The organism is Streptomyces sp. RKAG290, from assembly GCF_023701695.1.
Classification (GTDB): domain Bacteria; phylum Actinomycetota; class Actinomycetes; order Streptomycetales; family Streptomycetaceae; genus Streptomyces.
This window is the reverse complement of sequence record NZ_JAJOZC010000001.1, coordinates 2565271-2582329: the sequence shown is the minus strand read 5'-3', so window position 1 is coordinate 2582329 and position 17059 is coordinate 2565271. Positions and strand designations below refer to the sequence as shown.

Genomic DNA, 17059 nt, shown 5'->3' with positions numbered 1-17059 from the left:
CAAAGTGGCAATCAATCAGGCACGGACGGGCTAGCAACCGCCTTGTTCCCTGGGCCGGGGCCGTCCCGCGCCGCGTCCGATCCGTTACCGACCCGACACCAGCCCGGTGATGCGGCCCCGGGCGAGTCGCCGCATCTCGTCCGCCGTCACCACCCGCTCCTGGTCGGGGTCGTGGCCGAGCCGGGCCCGGATGCCGGACAGCACCTGATCGGGCTGCTCGGCCGGGCGGAAACCGTCGAGGCAGATCACGAAGACGTGGCCGAAGCGGGATTCGTACGCGGCGTGCGCGGCCGCCAGCGCGAGGTGGGCGGAGCGCGGCGCTTCCGGCGGCAGCCCCGGGGAGACCTCGGCGGCGAGTGCCTCCGCGCGGTCGGTGGGGGACAGGTCGTAGCCCGCCTCGTCGGCGGCGGCGAGCAGCGCGTCCAGGTCAGGGAAGGGGCGGTGGGCGGTCAGCCGCTGCGCCCAGCGGTGGCTGCCCAGGCATTCCAGCAGGGCGGCCTCTGCGTCGGCGGCGGGTGCGCTGTTGAAACGGTGCAGGTCGCAGCCGTGCGAACCGGTCAGGTCGGGTGCGGGTCCGCAGCTCTGCGCGGGCACGGCGGTCCGTCGTGCCGGCCGGTGCGGTTGCCCCGGGAGGCCGGCATGGGACTCGCTGGACCTGGACAGCGTGGGCTCCTCGGATCAGCGGCATCCGTGAACCTGGAGTAAGGAGGGATGGGAGAGACCAGGTGGATGCAGGGTGAAGGGAGAGACGAATGTGCCTCAAACCTAGCGAGGCCGGGCAGCGGCCGGGCGACGGATGCGCGAATTTCACCCGGACGGGAGAGTTTCGGGATGCCTGATGGACGGTTCAGCGAGGAGAATGCCCGGCTATCTCCATACTTCTGCTCTGTTTCCCGCTAAAACCGGAGGTTTCTGACCGATGTCCCCCTCACGCGGCGTCCTGGCGGCCGGAGCGGCCGTCACGGCGGCGGCTGCGGTCACCCTCACCGTCGTCCTGTGGCCCGAGGACTCCGACCCCGGAGGCCGGGCTGCGGCCGAGACCTCCCACGCCTCCGCCGCCGCCGCTTCGCCCTCCCCGACCCGTAGCTACCCGCTGTCGAAGACGCCCCGCACCATTCCCGCCGTACGGGAGCACACCCCCGCCCACGGGCCGGGCTGGCGGCCCGGCCCGAGCAGCGGGGTGGTGATCGCCGACGGCAGCAAGGGGCTCGCCGACGAGGGCCGGCTGCTCGCGGGCGAGCTGAAGATCAGTTACCGGGGCGAGGTCCCGGCCCGGGCCGGCGACGTGGAACTGGCCCTGGCACCGAAGGACAAGGGCGGGTCCGAGTCGTACACCCTCAAGACCCACGACAACCGGGTCACGATCAGCGGTCCCGGCCAGGCGGGCGTCTTCTACGGGACCCGCACGCTCAAGCAGTCGGTCCGGGCCGACGGCCTCATGCCCGAGGGCGAGGTGCGCGACCGACCCGACCGCCCGCAGCGCGGGTTCAACCTCGACATCGCGCGCAAGCACTACACCGCCGGCTGGATCGAGGACCGGCTGCACGAGATCGCCGACCTCAAGCTCAACCAGCTCGGTCTGCACTTCTCCGACGACCAGGCCTTCCGCATCGAGTCCGACACCCATCCCGAAGTGGTGTCGCCCGATCACCTGACCAAGGCGCAGGTGCGGCGCATCGTCGCCCTGGCCGGGAGGCTGCACGTCCAGGTCGTGCCGGAGATCGACTCCCCGGGCCACCTCGGCGCGGTGCTGCGCGCCCACCCCGACCTCCAGCTGCGCAATGTGTCGGGGGTGGCCTCGGCCGGCTCGCTCGACATCTCCAAGCCCGGCGCGGCCAAGCTCGTCGACGAACTCCTCGGCGAGTACACGGAGCTCTTCCCCGGCAAGTACTGGCACGTGGGCGCCGACGAGTACCTCGCACTGATGGCGCAGGACCCGGCCGCCTCCTATCCCCAGCTCCAGCGCGCCGCCGTGCAGAAGTACGGGGCGAAGGCCGGCATCGAGGACCTCGCCACCGGCTGGCTCAACGACCGCGCCGCGGTGGTCCGGCCGCACGGCAAGCAGCCCAAGGCGTGGAACGACGGCCTCTTCGGCGACAGCACCGTCAAGGCGGACAAGAACATCGAGGTCGAGTACTGGACGGGCAAGGAGTACGGGGCCCGCTCGCCGCTGGAGTACCTGCGCGAGGGCCGCAAGGTGCTGAACCTCAACGACGAGTTCCTCTACTACGTGCTCGGCCAGCCCAACGACTTCGTCTACCCCACCGGCAAGCGCATCTACGAGCAGTGGACCCCGCTCGTGCTGCGCGGCACCACCCCCGTCCCGGAGCGCTACTCCGACCAGATCCTCGGCGGCCGGTTCGCCGTCTGGGGCGACCTGCCGAACGCCCAGACCGCCGCGCAGGTTGCCGCGGGCATCCGGATGCCCCTGGCCGCGACGTCCCAGAAGCTGTGGGACCCGGGGAAACCGAAGCTGAGCTGGGACGGCTTCCTGGCGCTGGCCAAGGAGATCGACAAGGGGTGAGTGCGCTTTCCGTGGACAGCGAGTCGGGCAGGGGTTAACTTCCGCTTGCTGCGTGATCCGGGGAGGGACGCGCGCTCCACGCGTCGAGATCCGAATCCTGGGGGGTTCCACTTCATGCTGTGCTCACTCTGCGGTACAAGACCTGCCCGCACCGCCGACGGGCGGTGCACGATGTGCGCCGGTTTCCGCCGCGCACGGGCCGGCGGGCTGATGCCGATGCCGGTCGGGCTGGATCCCCTGCGTTCACCGGTCGGGCTCGCCACGGCGGCGTGCGTGCTGTTCGGGTCGGTGGCCGTGGCGGATCTGCTGGCGGTGGCTGCCGACATCAACACCCGGCAGGTGTACGGGGCCGGGACGGCCGATGACTTCCTCAGGTTCGACGAGGCGGCCGCCGACCACGCCGACACGCTGTACCAGGCCGCCGCGTCTTTGCAGCTGTACACCCTCCTGGCCACCGCCGTCGTCTTCCTGCTTTGGTTCCGCCGGGTGCGGCTCAACGCGGAGGTGTTCGACGCGCGCGCCCATTCGATGCGGCCCGGCTGGGCGATCGGCGCCTGGTTCATCCCGTTCGGCAACTTCTGGCTGCCCCACCGCGTCGCGGGCGGGATCTGGACCGCGAGCTCCCCGGCCGGCCGCAGTCGGCCCGCCCCGCGCGGACTGCTGCACCTCTGGTGGGCGGCGCTGATCTGCGCGGAGCTCTTCTCCCGGTACGCCGGACGGCTCTACGACAACGCCGGAGGCGCGGACGAGTTCATGGACGCGGTCGACCTGGTCCTGGCCTCCGACGCGTTCGGCATCGTGGCCGCGGTGCTCTCGATCCTGTTCGTGCGCCGGCTGACCGCCATGCAGGGTGAGCGGGCGGCGCTGGGGACCAACCCCGTCGCCACGCCGCTCCCGGCGCAGCGGGCCGAGTGGCGCCGGGCGCACTGAGAGCCGGAACCGGCCGGAACCAAGCGGCGGTAATCAGCCGATGGCTGTGACGATTTTCAGCCATTCGGCGCTGAATGCGGTAACAGGAAGCGCTGCGTCCCCATGCGTCCTGGCATGGGGAGGGCCGACGGGAGACGCCGATGAGTCTGCTGGAACTGATCGCCGCCGCTGACGAGCGGGGACTGGCCGCGAGCGGGGCCGCCTGCCTCGACCGGTGCCTGCCCCTGCGCGCCGACGACGCCGACCCCGATCCGCTGCGCCCGCTCTGGGCCGGCTGCGCGGACGCCGCCGCGTGGCCGGAGCGGCTCGCCGAGGCACGCGCGGCGCTGGACGCCCTGCCCGGCCCGGAGGTGACGGTGGGCCGGATCCGGCAGCTGCTCGGCGAGGCGCCCGCGGACCGGGCGGGCAAGGAGGAACTGCGGGCCTGGGCGGACGCCTGCTCGGTGCTGGCCCTGGAGGTCCACCTGGGGCACGACTTCGCGCGCGACGACGCGAAGGAGCTGGTGGGGCGCTGCCGGGCGGGCGACCCGCAGGGCGCGGGACCGCTGCTCTCCGGAGAGCGCGCGCGCCAGATCCGGATCCTGGAGATGCTCGCCGAGATCTCGGACGACGCCCCCGCGGGCGCCGGGCTGCGCCAGGTGATGGACGTCTCGACCGAGGGCCAGCGGGTACTGCGCGCCGCGGTATCGCGGCGGGCCCGGGTGCGCGGCTGACGCGGTGCCGAACGCGTGTGCCGGCGCGTCGATGGAACCACGTACCGCCGAGGCGGCGGCTGTGTCGTGGTCGAGCGGGACGCATCGCGCCTTACGGGCGCCGGCGTGCACCACGCCGTTCACTGTGCACGGCCTCGACGGGCAAAAGGCCCCCTGGCCCGCGTCGGAGCGGTGAAGCGGAACGACGACCGGCCGCCCTCCGGCCGACCGGAACCGACCGAGGGGCAACTTCCTTGTGCGGGAAAGGCGCCCCTGCGGGCGTGTAACCACACACTGGCCGGGCAGTTGGGGGCGGTTCGGCAACTGGGCGTAGTTCAGGCCAGTGGAGTCGGTGGCGACCCCGAACTGCTTTGCTAACACAAATAGGTTGTTCTACAGTGTGCCTTCCGAGACGAGCGTGGGGAGGGGTCTTGGATCAGCCTGGGGCAGCGCTTGCCGTGCGAATTGCCGACTTGCGACGAGGAGTTGGTGATCCTCGGGCGCTGGTCGGCGAGATGAGGCGTTCGGTTCTTCTGGTGCCGACCGTGGGTGAAGGGCTCTGGTCTGCGCGGTTGGGCGGGGTGCGGTGGATCTACGGGTTCACCGACGAGGTGGCACTCGCCCGGTTCGCCCGGCATCACGCGCGGGGTGATCAGGCCATGGACTACGCGGCGCTGCTGGGCGCGCGGATTGTGGACGAGGTGGTGCCGGCCCTGGGCGAGCCCGCCGGTCTGGCCGTGGATGTCGCCACCGAGGACGGGTCGATGTTCTTCCCGCCGGTCGTCGGCATCGTTCCGGAGGCGGTCGCCGTCGACGCGGGTGGGGCGGGGGAGGAGCGGTCATGAGCGGTGACGCGGCGGACCTGCATCTCGACAAGGAGTCGGTCACCAAGTTCACGAAGGGCGTCGGCGCGACCATCGGCGAGCTCGGTGATCTCGGTGGGGCCACTGGTTCGGTGATGGGCAAGGGTTTCTCGGAGATGGCGATGACCGGGATGGAGGCCGGGCACCACGGTCTCGCGGTCGACTTCGAGGACTTCTGCGAGCGCTGGGAGTGGGGTGTGCGTGCTCTGGTGCGGGATGCCAGTGGGCTTGCGAACCGGCTCGGCCTGGCGGCGGGCACCCAGTGGGAGAACGACCAGTACCTCGCGGGCACGTTCAAGGTGGGTGCCAACGCGATGTTCGGGGGGAACCCGAACGCGAGCGAGGAGGAGATCGCCAAGCAGAACTGGGGCGACATCTTCACGCCGGACTATCTGAACCCGGACTACAGCCCGGAGTCGTTCGACAAGGCCGGCCAGGACATGGGGCAGACCTGGAAGGACACCGGCCGCACCGTCCTCACCGAGGGCTACGGCGGCCGACAGTCCGACCTGTTCAACAACGCGCTCGGCATCTCCGACGACCGGTTCGACCAGGCGCTGGACGACACGCTCGGCCCGTCACCGGAGGAACGCGCCCAGCAGGCGCAGCAGCAGAGCCAGTCCGGGGGGAACTGACTGTGGGTATAGGCGACTTCATCAAGGACCTCACGCCCGACTCGGTCGAGGACGTGGTCGAGGACGGTGTCGAGTGGGCCGGTGACCGGGTTGAGGACGCCGGGAACTGGACCGCCGACCGGCTGGATGACGTCGGCTGGGATTCCGGTGCGGACTGGGTGCGCGAGCAGTCCCGTTCGGTCGCCAACCGGATGGGCGCGGAAGTCGATGAGATGGACCTCGGGCAGACCGAGGACAAGACCAAACTGATCTACGGCAGCCCCAGCAAGCTCAACGCCACCGTCACCAAGCTTCGCGCCTTCCAGTCGGCCTTCGACGGCACCGGTGACGGTCTCAAGGGCCTGGACTCCGGTCAGCTCAAGGGGGAGACGGCCGACGCGTTGCGCACCGCGGTGGGTACCCAGCCGCCCAAGTGGTACGCCGCCGCCGATGCGACCACGAAGGCGCTCGGAGCCCTCGACGCGTTCGCCGACACCGTCACCTGGGCGCAGGGACAGGCCCAGACGGCGATCGACAAGTGGAAGGAGGGTGTCAAGGCCTCCGAGGACGCTGCGGGTGCCCATCGAAAGAAGGTCGACGACTACAATAGTGCCGTCGACCGCTACAACGCCCAGTCCTCCGACACGCGCGACCCGTCGTCTCTGCCTCCCCGCCCCGCGTCGACGTTCGTCGACCCCGGCATCAAGCTGATGCAGGATGCGCAGGACCTTCTCGCCGAGGCCCGCGAGCAGCGGAACTCGGCGGCACAGACCGCGCGCTCGGCGGTTCAGGCCGCGCGCGACATGGCGCCGCAGAAGCCTTCGTACGCCGAGCAGTTGCGCGACGGGGCGGAAGAGTTCCAGCTCATGAGCGTGCACATGGACGGCGGCATCATCAAGGCCACGGCCGGCACTCTCAACTTCGTCCGCAGCGTCAACCCCATGGACCCGTACAACCTCACGCACCCGGCCGAGTACGTCACGTCCCTCAACAGCCTGGCCGCCGGGCTGGTGGTCGCTGCCAACGACCCGACCGGCACCGGCATCCAGATGGCCAAGGACTTCATGAAGGACCCGGCCGAGGGCTTCGGCCGGCTGATACCCGACATCGCGATGACCATCGCCACCGGCGGCGGCGGCGCCGCGGTGAAGGGCGCGCGCGTCGCCGAAGAGGCCGCCCGGCTGCGCAAGGTCGCCGAAGAGGCCGCCGAGGCCGCCCGGCTGCGCAAGGTCGCCGAAGAGGCCGCCGAGGCCGACCGGCTGCGTAAGCTCGTCGACGACGCCCCGGAAGGCACCCACAGCACCCCGGACGGCGACCGCAACCCGGGCGGCGACCCAGTGGACCTCGCCACGGGCCACATGTACCTGCCGCAGACCGACGTCGAAGTCCCCGGCATCCTGCCGCTGGTCTTTACCCGCCGCACCGAATCGGGTTGTGCCGTCGGCCGCTTCCTGGGGCCCGCCTGGACGTCCACCGTCGACGAGCGGCTGGAGATCGACGCCGTCGGCGTCGTCCACGTCACCGCAGAAGGGCTCCTGGTCCCGTACCCACACCCGGTCCCCGGCTCGCCCACCGCACCGGCGACCGGTCGGGCCCGCACCCTGCTGGTCCGCGATGTTGACGGCGACTACACGGTCACCGCCCTGGACAGCGGCCTGACGTTCCACTTCACTGCGCCGTCCGGCAACGAACCGGGGGGTGACGGAACCGCATGGCTGTCAGAAGTGGCCGAACGCAACGGCCACGCAATCCACATCGACCGCGGCGAGGACGGTCTGCCGCTGGCCCTGGTCCACTCGGCGGGCCACCAGGTGAAGTTGTCGGCCGCCGACGGCCTGATTACCGCACTGGCACTGGGCAGCGCGGGCGACAACGGCGCCGACCTGCCCCTGATGGCCTACGGCTACGACGACGGCAATCTCACCAACGTCACCAAGCCCTCCGGCGCCACCACCACCTACGTTTACGACGACCGCCGGCGCGTCATTGCCTGGATCGACTCGAACAACAGCCGCTACGATTACGTCTACGACGACCGGGACCGCGTCGTGGCGGAGGGCGGCGAGGCCGGTCACGTCCAGATCACTCTGGCTTACACCGACCCGGATCCCGGGACAGGCCACCGCACTACCACGCTTACCACCGCCGACGGGCACGCCACCCGCTACCTCTTCGGCCCCGGCTGCCGTCTGCTGGCCGTCACCGACCCGCTCGGCCACACCACCCGGTTCACCTACGACCCGCGCGGCAACCTCCGGGCCCGCACCGACCCGCTGGGCCTGCGCACCGCCTTCGCCTACGACGAAGACGGCCGCCTCATTTCCGCCACCGCCCCCGACGGCGGCGAACTGCACACCATACGTGGGCTGTTGGGTCTGCCGGTGGAGGTCGTTGGGCCGGACGGCAGCCGGGTGCTCCACGAGTTCGACGAATGCGGGAACCGCACGTCGGTCACCGACCCGGCCGGCTCCACGACCCGCTACACCTATGACCACGCCGGACGACTCACCTCGGTCACCGACGCGCTCGGCGCCAGGACGTGGGTGGTGTGCGACGCGGCGGGCCTGCCCGCGGTGGTGACCGGCCCGACCGGCGCGGTCACCCGCACGGAACGGGACGCCCTCGGCAGACCGGTCCGCGTCACCGATCCGGTGGGCGGTGTCACCCTCTTGGAGTGGCACACCGACGGCCAACTGGCCCGCCGTACCGGACCCGACGGCGCCACGGAATCGTGGAGGTACGACGGCGAGGGCAACCTACTGACCCATACCGACGCGTCCGGTGGCATCTCCCGCTCCGAGTACACGCACTTCGACCTGCCCCTCGCCCGCACCGGACCGGACGGCGCCCGCTACGAGTTCGAGCACGACAACGAACTGCGCCTCACCCGCGTCTCCAACCCGCAGGGACTGGTCTGGAGCTACGCGTACGACGCGGCCGGCAACATCGTCTCTGAGACCGACTTCGACGGCCGCACTCTCACCTACCGGGTGGATGCCGTGGGCCGGCTCGCCTCCCGCACCGACGTGCTCGGCGGGACCATATCGTTCGAACGCGACCAGCTCGGCCAGGTGGTCAGCAAGGACGTCGACGGCCAAGTGACGGCCTACGCCTACGACGGTGCGGGACGCCTGCTGGAGGCGGTGGGGCCGGACAGCGAACTCCGATACCAGTACGACCGCCGGGGAAAGGTCAAGACCGAGCTGGTCGGCGGCCGTCCCATCTCCTACTCCTACGACGCCCTGGGCCGCCGTACACGCCGCACCACGCCCACCGGCCATGTCACCTCCTACGCCTACGGCGCCGATGGCACGCCCCAGCGCCTGACCAGCGGTGGCCACCGGATCGACTTCACACACGACGCCGTCGGCCGGGAGCTCTCCCGCGCCTTCGGTGACGCGCTCACCATGACATCGGCCTGGGACGAAGCCGGACGGCTCTCCGAGCAGCACATCACCGCCGGAGCACGCCGCGTCAACAGCCGTGCCTACTCCTACGGCGCCGACGGAAACGTGACCTCCGTCGCCGACCAGCTCTCAGGTACCCGTACCTTCGATCTCGACCGGGCGGACCGCGTCACCGCCGTCCACGCCAAGGGCTGGACAGAGCGCTACGCCTACGACGACGCCGGCAACCAGACCTCGGCGTCCTGGCCGTCCGGCCACCCCGGCAGCGAGGCCACCGGACCGCGCGCCTACACCGGCACCACCATCACCCGCGCCGGGAACGTCCGCTTTGAGCACGACGCCCTCGGCCGGGTCACCCTGCGCCAGAAGACTCGCCTCTCCCGCAGGCCCGACAACTGGCGCTACACGTGGGACGCGGAGAACCGTCTCACCTCCGTCATCACCCCCGACGGCACACGGTGGCGCTACCGCTACGACCCGCTTGGCCGTCGCACTGCGAAACAGCGCCTCTCGGCCGCCGACGGAAGCGTGGCCGAGGAGGTCCGGTTCGCCTGGGACGGCCTGACCCTGTGCGAACAGACCACCCACCACCCGGACACCCCGAACACGGTCGCCCTCACCTGGGACCACCGCGGCAACACACCCATGACGCAGACTGAGCGCATCCTCACGGCCGACGACGGCCAGGCAGAGATCGACCGCCGCTTCTTCGCCATCGCCACCGACCTCATAGGCACCCCCGCCGAACTGATCGACGAGACCGGCGACATCGCCTGGCGCTCCCGCTCCACGCTCTGGGGTACCACGGCCTGGTCCCGGAACAGTCGCGCATACACCCCGCTGCGCTTCCCTGGCCAGTACTACGACCCCGAAACCGGCCTCCACTACAACGTCTTTCGCCACTACGACCCCGAAACCGGCCGCTACGCCTCCCCGGACCCGCTGGGGCTGGCTCCGGCTCGGAACCCGGTCGCGTACGTGGAAAATCCCCACAGGGGTTGCGACCCGCTGGGCCTGATGCCCAAGTACGCGAACGAGGAGAAGGCCCAGAAGCGGATCAACAAGATCGTGGACGACGTCCTCGCGAGGGCACAGAACGGCGAGTTGAAGAAGCACGCCGACTACCACGGGGACACGGGGCACGGTTTCACCGACGAACGGGTTCTGGAGATCCTTAAGAACCCTGATGCCGTGTACCAGTCATCGGGCCAGTCAGGAAACTTCATCTTCCGGAAGGACAATGACATTGCCGTGGTCTACGGGCCCGGCCCCAAGCAAGGCCAGGCCATCACGGCCTACGGAGAGTCGGGCATCAAGGGTGAGTCCGGTTGGAGGGCGCTTGGCGGCAGCCCGTCGGACCCTGGCAAGCCAATCACCCACGAGGACATCGTGGAGGGCAGGATTCCCGGCAAGTTCGGCAACCTGGCCCCAGGAGTGCAGATCAGATGAGGCAGGAATGATGACGAAACTGTCGTTCGACGGCGACTGGCGCGCAACGGTGACGGACGATCCGCTGCACATCACCCCCCGCTTCGCAGGTGACTCTGTGCGCGTCATGAACTACGCGGACGTGAAGGAGCGTGAGCGGTTCGTCGCGAATACCTTCGGTAGCCAGCACTGGCTGTGGGACACGCCCGATGTCTTCCGGTTCGCCCCGGACAGCCGAAAACTGGTCGGGGCCGAACTCCAGATGCCGTACGTGTCCGCCGCCGCCGAGACCTCCGCCCGCCTTCCCGTCCTGCCTTCCGTACGCCCCGGCGGGCTCAGCGCTGACGAGATCCGGGACTTCCGGCATGAGACGTGCACGGTGCTGTGCCGCGCTCCCGGCGACGCCATGCTGATCTGTCTGCGCGACCTCGACGTCCTGGACGAACCGCTGGAGGCCTGTATCGGCATCGCCCCGGACGTGGCGCTCCTCGTCCAGCACGGCAGCGTCGTCGGCTGGAATCTGACCGACCCGGTCCGGTACTTGTCCACTGGGTTCGCCGACCCCGATCCCGCCCCGCCTTCCGACGCCACGCGTCGGCTGCTCACAGAGTGCCTGGACCTGATCACCACGCCGGTGGTCGACGATCTGGTGGACGGCGAACCCGCCGCTCTGGCCCGCCTCCGGGCCGCCGACGAAGCCCTGCGCAACCAACAAGATGACCGGCACCGGGCCGACGTCCTGCTCGACCTCATCGCCACCATGGTCGAGGACTACGGAAACGGGTGACCGAGCTCGACATGGGGCGTTTTCGCGCGGGTGCTGCGCAGCGGCTCGGCGGCACTGCGAGCTGCATCGCGAGGGAGGATCGCCCCCGATCGTGTCCCCGGGGTCCTCGCCCAAGCCCACACGGGGTTCGCAACGGAGGTTCCGGCTGCGGTTCCAGGTGGTCGAAATGACCACAGTTGTGCCCTTGTTCTCCGACAGTCTCGAGCGCTCACGCTCCCACTCGTACCGCAACGAGTGCCCGGTCTGCGGTGGCCGCTTCAGGGGCAGCGCGCTGGAGTTCATCACGCCCGAAACGTCGTGAGGTCTGTTCGGTCTTGCCCGGCCAGGGCCAGCAGCGACCCGCGGGACTCGCACCGGGCCGCGTCGCCTTCGCGTATGCGGATGAGCGAATAGAGCGCGCCGTCGCGGATGGCCGTGCCCGTTGAAGCGGCCAGGGCGGCATTACCGCCCCCACGAGGAGCAGCCTCGGTGAAGATCATCAAGGACGGCGGAGCGCCCGGCTGCGCGCGGCGGGCCCGGGTGCACGGCTGACGCGGCATCGGGGCCGGTGGAGGTGAACGAGGACGACCGGGGCCGCCACCCCCCACAGGAGAGGCCCCGGTCGTCTTCCGCGGGGCCGCAGGACGACCCCGTACTCATCTCAGCGCCGTGACTGCGTTTTCTGTCACACCGCAGCCTGTCCCCGGAATGTTGCGGGTTGTACAAGTCATGGACGTGATGCCCGCGAAGGACGTAGCGTGCTGAGTCGCGCAGGGTGGCGCGGCAGTGGTGACCAGCTGCGATTGCGGACAGCAGGGCGGGTTGAGGGAGTGCTGGGGGACGACGCGGGGCTTACTGCCGCGGTGCTCGCGGCACAGGACGGGGACGAGGACGCCTTCCGTACTGTGTACCGCGCTGTGCAGCCGCGGTTGCTGGGCTACATAAGGACGCTGGTGGGTGAGCCGGACGCGGAGGACGTGGCATCGGAGTCGTGGCTCCAGATAGCGCGGGACCTCGACCGGTTCAGCGGTGACGCGGACCGGTTCCGGGGCTGGGCGGCCCGCATAGCGCGCAACCGCGCCCTGGACCATCTGCGGATGCGCGGCAGGCGGCCCTCGATCGGCGGCGACGAGACGGAGCTGTCCGAGAAGCCGGCCGAGTCCGACACGGCGACCGAGGCGATCGAGGCGCTGGCCACCGGCCGCACCATGGCCCTCATCGCCCAGCTGCCGCAGGACCAGGCCGAGGCCGTGGTGCTGCGCGTGGTGGTCGGACTCGACGCGAAGACCGCGGCGCAGACGCTGGGCAAGCGGCCGGGCGCGGTACGCACCGCGGCCCACCGCGGACTGAAGCGGCTCGCCGAACTGCTGCGGGCGGACAGCGTGGACAGCGTGCAGCATCCCGGGGGCGGCGGAGATCTGACGGCCACGGAGCACGCGCAGGACGGCCGTCCGCGCGGCGGCGCCCCGGCCGGCGGGGCCGGTGCGCCCAGGGGGCCGGCCGACAGCCCGGCCCCGGCGTCGTCCCCGCACGGCAACGCGGCAGCCCGGACGGCGGAACTCGGTGCCGTACCCGCGCAGCGCCCCTCCCGCACCGGCGTGGCGGCGCCCGCCGGTGTGACGCATTCGCGTCTGTGGACGCAGAAGGACATGTGATGGCCGACGAGCACGACGAATGGCTTGACAGGGAAGCGGCGGAGAGATTGCTCCGCCGCGAACCGGTCGATCCTGCCGACGGCCTCCCCGCACAGCAGGCCGAAAGACTCGCGGCAGCCCTGGAAGCCGCCGCCCGGACCGCCCGTCCGGCCACCGGTGAACTCCCCGGCGAGGCCGCCGCGCTGGCCGCCTTCCGCGCAGTCCCCCGCTCCGCGTCCCGTACCCCTGCCGCGGCCGCGCGGCCGGACCACGTACCGTCCGCCGCGGCGGACGGAGTCGATGAGCCCGGGGTGCTCGCTCCCGTACACATAGGCCGGGCCGCCTCCGGCAGGGTGGCCGGGTCCGCGGGCTCCCGCGGTCCCCGCCCGCTGCGCTGGAGCCGGCCCATCCGTTTCGGCCTGGTCGCCTCCCTCGCGTGCTGCGCGATCGGCGGGGTGGCGGTGGCCGCCGGGACCGGGGTGCTGCCAGGCCCGTTCGGGGGCGGACTCCCACGCCCGCGAACTCGGTGTCGGCCGCCGCGTCCCCCGGGGAACTCGGCTCCGGCCTCGCCCCGGACGACGACGGGACGTCCGCACCGCCGCCCGGCTCCCCGGGTACGAAGACCGCGTCGTCGCCGGCCCCGGACTCCGGCCGCCCGGACGAGCCGAGCACCGGCCCCCCGGCGGCAGCGCCCCCACCGGCCAGGACACCGGCGGCAAGGACGACGGCGCCGGACAGCAGGACGGCACGGCGAGCGGCTCGGCGGGCGACACCGGCGGTACGGACAAGGACGACGGCACGGAACAGCCCGCGGACCCGCAGGACGACAACGCCTCCGGTGCCTGGTACGCCAAGACCCTGAAGGCCTGCCGCGACTACCGCGACGGCAAGCTCGACGACGACCGCAGGCGGCGCCTCGAAGCGCTGGCCAAGGGCGCCCGCAACCTGGACCGGTTCTGCGACCGGATGCTCGACAAGGCCGACGGCGACAGCGGTGGCGACGACAACAGCGGAGCGCCGGGCAGCGGCGACGGCTCGGCGGCCGGCGGTGCGGGCTCCCTCCCGTCGATCGGATTCTCCCGCGCGTCCTCGGTGCCGTCCGCCGGTACGGGCCTGGCCCCGGCGGGCTCCACGGCCCCGCAGACCCCGGCGCCGGACGGTTCCGCCGCGGCCCGCTGACCTCCCGCGCCGCCCCGTCCGACACGGGGTGTGACGTTTTTCGGCACGCGGACGCAGTACAGAGTGAGCCGACTGGTCATCGGCAGCGTCCTGAGCCGGGGTTCCCCCCGTACCTTCGGCTCGGCGCAACGGCGCGGGCGGGACACGTTCCCCCGGTCCCGCCCGCGCCCCTCAAAATCCGACCGCTGCCGCCACGGCGCTCACCCGAAGACGACGACCTTGTCGCCGTTGTGGACCTGGGCGAACAGCGAGGCGATCTTCCCCTCGTCCCGGACGTTGACGCAGCCGTGCGAGGCGCCGTTGTAGCCGCGGGCCGCGAAGTCCGACGAGTAGTGCACCGCCTGGCCGCCGCTGAAGAACATCGCGTACGGCATGGCCGTGTGGTAGATCGTCGACACGTGGTGCCGGGACTTCCAGTACACCGAGAAGGTGCCCTCGCGGGTCGGCGTGTACTGCGAGCCGAACCGCACGTCCATCGACGAGACGACCCTGCCGTCGATCATCCAGGACAGCGTCCGGCTGTTCTTGCTGATGCAGATCACCCGGCCCGTCAGACAGCGCTTGTCCGGCTTCGCGACCGGGCGGGTGGTCGGCGGGTTCAGCTCGGTGGCCGTCGGCGCGTGCGTCATGCCGAGCAGCTTCTGCCAGGTGAGGGTGTCCGTCTTCCCGGTACGGGACAGCCCGCGCTTGCCCTGGAACGACTGCACGGCGGCGACCGTGACGGTGCCGTAATAGCCCGTGGGGCTGCGGTCGAAGTGGCCGATCTGACGCAGCCTGGCCTGGAGCTCGCGCACCTGCTTGTTCCGCGCGCCGCTCGCCAGCAGCACCTTGCCCTGCGGGTCGGGCGCGGCCTTCGAGGGAGAGGCGGGCTTCGCGGACGGTGTGGCCGGTGCCGGTCCGCTCGCCGACGGCTTGGCGTCGTCGCCGGGCGAGCTGCTCGCCGACGGTGCGGCCGAGGCGCCGCCCGCGGGCTGCGGCTTGCACCCGGCTGTCACCGCGGCCAGCGCGAGTACGGCGACGGCCGCGGTGGCCGCCGCGGACCCCCGGCCCCCTCGGTGCGCGCGGCCGCGCCCTGTCCTGCTGGTGCGTGTCATCTCGGCCCCCTGGCTCTTCGGTATCTCCTGGGACGGATTCCCGCTCCGCCCGGTTGCCGAATCCTGCGCATGATGGGGAAATCGGTAACGGGCGCCCGCGGGCTTCGGGCTCGCGGCTGTGAGCGGGGCCGGAGGCCCGGTCCTCTCCCACGGTCGCGGGAGCGCCGCAGCGGTCCGTCGCGACAGCCAAGGGTCACCGGTGAGGAACTCCAGCGGGAGGCGGAGCAGATGACGCGCGAGTCGGAGTCGGGACTGCCCATCGAGCCGGTCTACGGGCCGGACGCACTGGACGGATGGGACCCGGCGGCGAAGCTGGGGGAGCCGGGCGGCTACCCCTTCACGCGCGGTGTGTACCCGTCGATGTACACCGGTCGCCCGTGGACGATGCGCCAGTACGCGGGCTTCGGCACGGCCACCGAGTCCAACGCCCGGTACAAGCAGCTCATCGCCGACGGCACCACGGGCCTGTCCGTCGCCTTCGACCTGCCCACCCAGATGGGTCACGACTCCGACGCGGAGATCGCGTCCGGCGAGGTGGGCAAGGTCGGCGTGGCGATCGACTCGGTCGACGACATGCGGGTGCTGTTCGACGGGATCCCGCTGGACAAGGTCTCCACGTCCATGACGATCAACGCCCCCGCCGCGCTCCTGCTGCTGCTCTACCAACTGGTCGCGGAGGAGCAGGGCGTCCCGGCGCACCGGCTGACCGGCACCATCCAGAACGACGTGCTCAAGGAGTACATCGCGCGCGGCACGTACATCTTCCCGCCGGGGCCCTCGCTGCGGCTGACCGCCGACATCTTCAAGTACTGCCGCACCGAGATCCCGAAGTGGAACACCATCTCGATCTCCGGCTACCACATGGCGGAGGCCGGGGCCTCGCCCGTGCAGGAGATCGCCTTCACGCTCGCGGACGGCGTCGAGTACGTCCGTACCGCCGTCGCGGCCGGCATGGACGTCGACGACTTCGCCCCGCGGCTCTCCTTCTTCTTCGTCGCCCGCACGACGCTCCTGGAGGAGGTCGCCAAATTCCGTGCCGCCCGCCGGATCTGGGCCCGGGTGATGCGGGAGGAGTTCGGGGCGAGGGACCCCAAGTCGCTGATGCTGCGTTTCCACACCCAGACCGCGGGCGTCCAGCTCACCGCCCAGCAGCCCGAGGTCAACCTGGTCCGCGTCGCCGTCCAGGGCCTGGCCGCGGTCCTGGGCGGCACCCAGTCCCTGCACACCAACTCCTTCGACGAGGCCCTCGCGCTCCCGACGGACAAGTCCGCCCGGCTCGCGCTGCGTACCCAGCAGGTCCTCGCGTACGAGACGGACGTGACGGCCACCGTCGACCCGTTCGCGGGCAGTTACGTGGTCGAGAGGATGACGGACGACGTGGAGGCCGCGGCGTTGGAGCTGATGCTCAGGGTCGAGGACATGGGCGGCGCCGTCCACGCGATCGAGCGTGGCTTCCAGAAGGAAGAGATCGAACGCAGCGCCTACCGCGTCGCCCTGGAGACGGACAGCGCCGAGCGGGTCGTCGTCGGCGTCAACCGCTTCCGGCTCGACACGGAGGAACCGTACGAGCCGCTCCGCGTCGACCCGGCGATCGAGGCCCAGCAGGCGGCCCGGCTGGCGAGGCTCCGCGCCGAACGGGACCAAGGTGCGGTGGACACGGCACTGGCGGCCCTGCGCGAGGCGGCCGGCGGCACGGACAACGTGCTCCACCCGATGAAGGACGCGCTCAGGGCCCGCGCCACGGTGGGCGAGGTCTGCCACGCGCTTCGGGAGGTGTGGGGGGCGTACGTACCGGCGGACGCGTTCTGAGGCGGACGGTGCGCTGGACGGGGGGTGGCGGCAGCCGTGGTGTCCTGCGCCGGAAGGGGCGACAGGTCGGACCTGAGGCTCCGTCACACCCCTGTGACAGGGAACGGACGGCTCCGCCG

At 71.1% G+C, this 17059-nt stretch carries 13 protein-coding genes; 11 read left to right on the top strand and 2 right to left on the bottom strand.

The window, feature by feature from the left end; genetic code table 11:
- Positions 1-84 precede the first annotated feature (84 nt).
- A complete protein-coding gene (locus LNW71_RS10915) occupies positions 85-594 on the bottom strand; it encodes a 2-oxo-4-hydroxy-4-carboxy-5-ureidoimidazoline decarboxylase (protein ID WP_250968075.1) in 510 nt (169 codons plus the stop codon).
- Between the two features lie 325 nt (positions 595-919).
- On the opposite strand from LNW71_RS10915, the gene LNW71_RS10910 reads away from it, so the two are divergent.
- The 10 genes from LNW71_RS10910 to LNW71_RS10870 all read left to right on the top strand — a co-directional run bounded on the left by LNW71_RS10910 (position 920) and on the right by LNW71_RS10870 (position 14037).
- Positions 920-2524, top strand: a complete 1605-nt coding sequence (locus tag LNW71_RS10910) for a glycoside hydrolase family 20 protein (protein WP_250968074.1) — start codon at positions 920-922, stop codon at positions 2522-2524.
- Positions 2525-2740: 216 nt separating this feature from the next.
- Entirely contained in the window at positions 2741-3454 is a 714-nt protein-coding gene (locus LNW71_RS10905; protein ID WP_250968073.1) for a DUF4328 domain-containing protein, read from the top strand.
- A gap of 140 nt (positions 3455-3594) precedes the next feature.
- Positions 3595-4167 carry a hypothetical protein gene (locus LNW71_RS10900; RefSeq protein WP_250968072.1) on the top strand — a complete coding sequence of 191 codons (573 nt, stop codon included), beginning with the start codon at positions 3595-3597 and terminating at the stop codon, positions 4165-4167.
- Between the two features lie 410 nt (positions 4168-4577).
- A complete protein-coding gene (locus LNW71_RS10895; protein ID WP_250968071.1) occupies positions 4578-4991 on the top strand; it encodes an SseB family protein in 414 nt (137 codons plus the stop codon).
- Positions 4988-5644 (top strand): hypothetical protein, encoded by a 657-nt coding sequence (locus LNW71_RS10890; protein ID WP_250968070.1) that lies wholly within the window; start codon positions 4988-4990, stop codon positions 5642-5644. Before LNW71_RS10895 ends, LNW71_RS10890 begins: the two co-directional genes overlap by 4 nt.
- Before the next feature lie 2 nt (positions 5645-5646).
- Positions 5647-10479: a putative T7SS-secreted protein gene (locus LNW71_RS10885; RefSeq protein ID WP_250968069.1), complete on the top strand. Its 4833-nt coding sequence runs from the start codon at positions 5647-5649 to the stop codon at positions 10477-10479.
- 7 nt (positions 10480-10486) lie between these two features.
- A complete protein-coding gene (locus LNW71_RS10880) occupies positions 10487-11245 on the top strand; it encodes a hypothetical protein (protein WP_250968068.1) in 759 nt (252 codons plus the stop codon).
- A gap of 166 nt (positions 11246-11411) precedes the next feature.
- On the top strand, positions 11412-11546 hold the full coding sequence (locus LNW71_RS36120; protein WP_285802093.1) for a hypothetical protein: 135 nt from the start codon (positions 11412-11414) through the stop codon (positions 11544-11546).
- A 508-nt stretch (positions 11547-12054) separates the two neighbouring features.
- Positions 12055-12879, top strand: coding sequence for an RNA polymerase sigma factor (locus tag LNW71_RS10875; RefSeq protein ID WP_250971966.1), 825 nt, complete (start codon positions 12055-12057; stop codon positions 12877-12879).
- A gap of 945 nt (positions 12880-13824) precedes the next feature.
- Entirely contained in the window at positions 13825-14037 is a 213-nt protein-coding gene (locus LNW71_RS10870; RefSeq protein WP_250968067.1) for a hypothetical protein, read from the top strand.
- 200 nt (positions 14038-14237) lie between these two features.
- Here the strand turns inward: LNW71_RS10870 and LNW71_RS10865 are convergent, their stop codons facing one another.
- Positions 14238-15131 carry a L,D-transpeptidase family protein gene (locus LNW71_RS10865; RefSeq protein WP_250968066.1) on the bottom strand — a complete coding sequence of 298 codons (894 nt, stop codon included), beginning with the start codon at positions 15129-15131 and terminating at the stop codon, positions 14238-14240.
- A 228-nt stretch (positions 15132-15359) separates the two neighbouring features.
- Here LNW71_RS10865 and LNW71_RS10860 point away from each other — a divergent pair, with 228 nt between their 5' ends.
- Positions 15360-16940, top strand: a complete 1581-nt coding sequence (locus LNW71_RS10860) for a methylmalonyl-CoA mutase family protein (RefSeq protein WP_250968065.1) — start codon at positions 15360-15362, stop codon at positions 16938-16940.
- Positions 16941-17059 lie beyond the last annotated feature (119 nt).

Coding starts and splice junctions, on each gene's coding strand:
- LNW71_RS36120 (WP_285802093.1), top strand. CDS start 11,412: ATGACCACAGTTGTGCCCTTGTTCTCCGACAGTCTCGAGCGCTCACGC.
- LNW71_RS10910 (WP_250968074.1), top strand. CDS start 920: ATGTCCCCCTCACGCGGCGTCCTGGCGGCCGGAGCGGCCGTCACGGCG.
- LNW71_RS10905 (WP_250968073.1), top strand. CDS start 2,741: ATGCCGGTCGGGCTGGATCCCCTGCGTTCACCGGTCGGGCTCGCCACG.
- LNW71_RS10890 (WP_250968070.1), top strand. CDS start 4,988: ATGAGCGGTGACGCGGCGGACCTGCATCTCGACAAGGAGTCGGTCACC.
- LNW71_RS10860 (WP_250968065.1), top strand. CDS start 15,360: ATGACGCGCGAGTCGGAGTCGGGACTGCCCATCGAGCCGGTCTACGGG.
- LNW71_RS10900 (WP_250968072.1), top strand. CDS start 3,595: ATGAGTCTGCTGGAACTGATCGCCGCCGCTGACGAGCGGGGACTGGCC.
- LNW71_RS10880 (WP_250968068.1), top strand. CDS start 10,487: ATGATGACGAAACTGTCGTTCGACGGCGACTGGCGCGCAACGGTGACG.
- LNW71_RS10865 (WP_250968066.1), bottom strand. CDS start 15,131: ATGACACGCACCAGCAGGACAGGGCGCGGCCGCGCGCACCGAGGGGGC.
- LNW71_RS10870 (WP_250968067.1), top strand. CDS start 13,825: ATGCTCGACAAGGCCGACGGCGACAGCGGTGGCGACGACAACAGCGGA.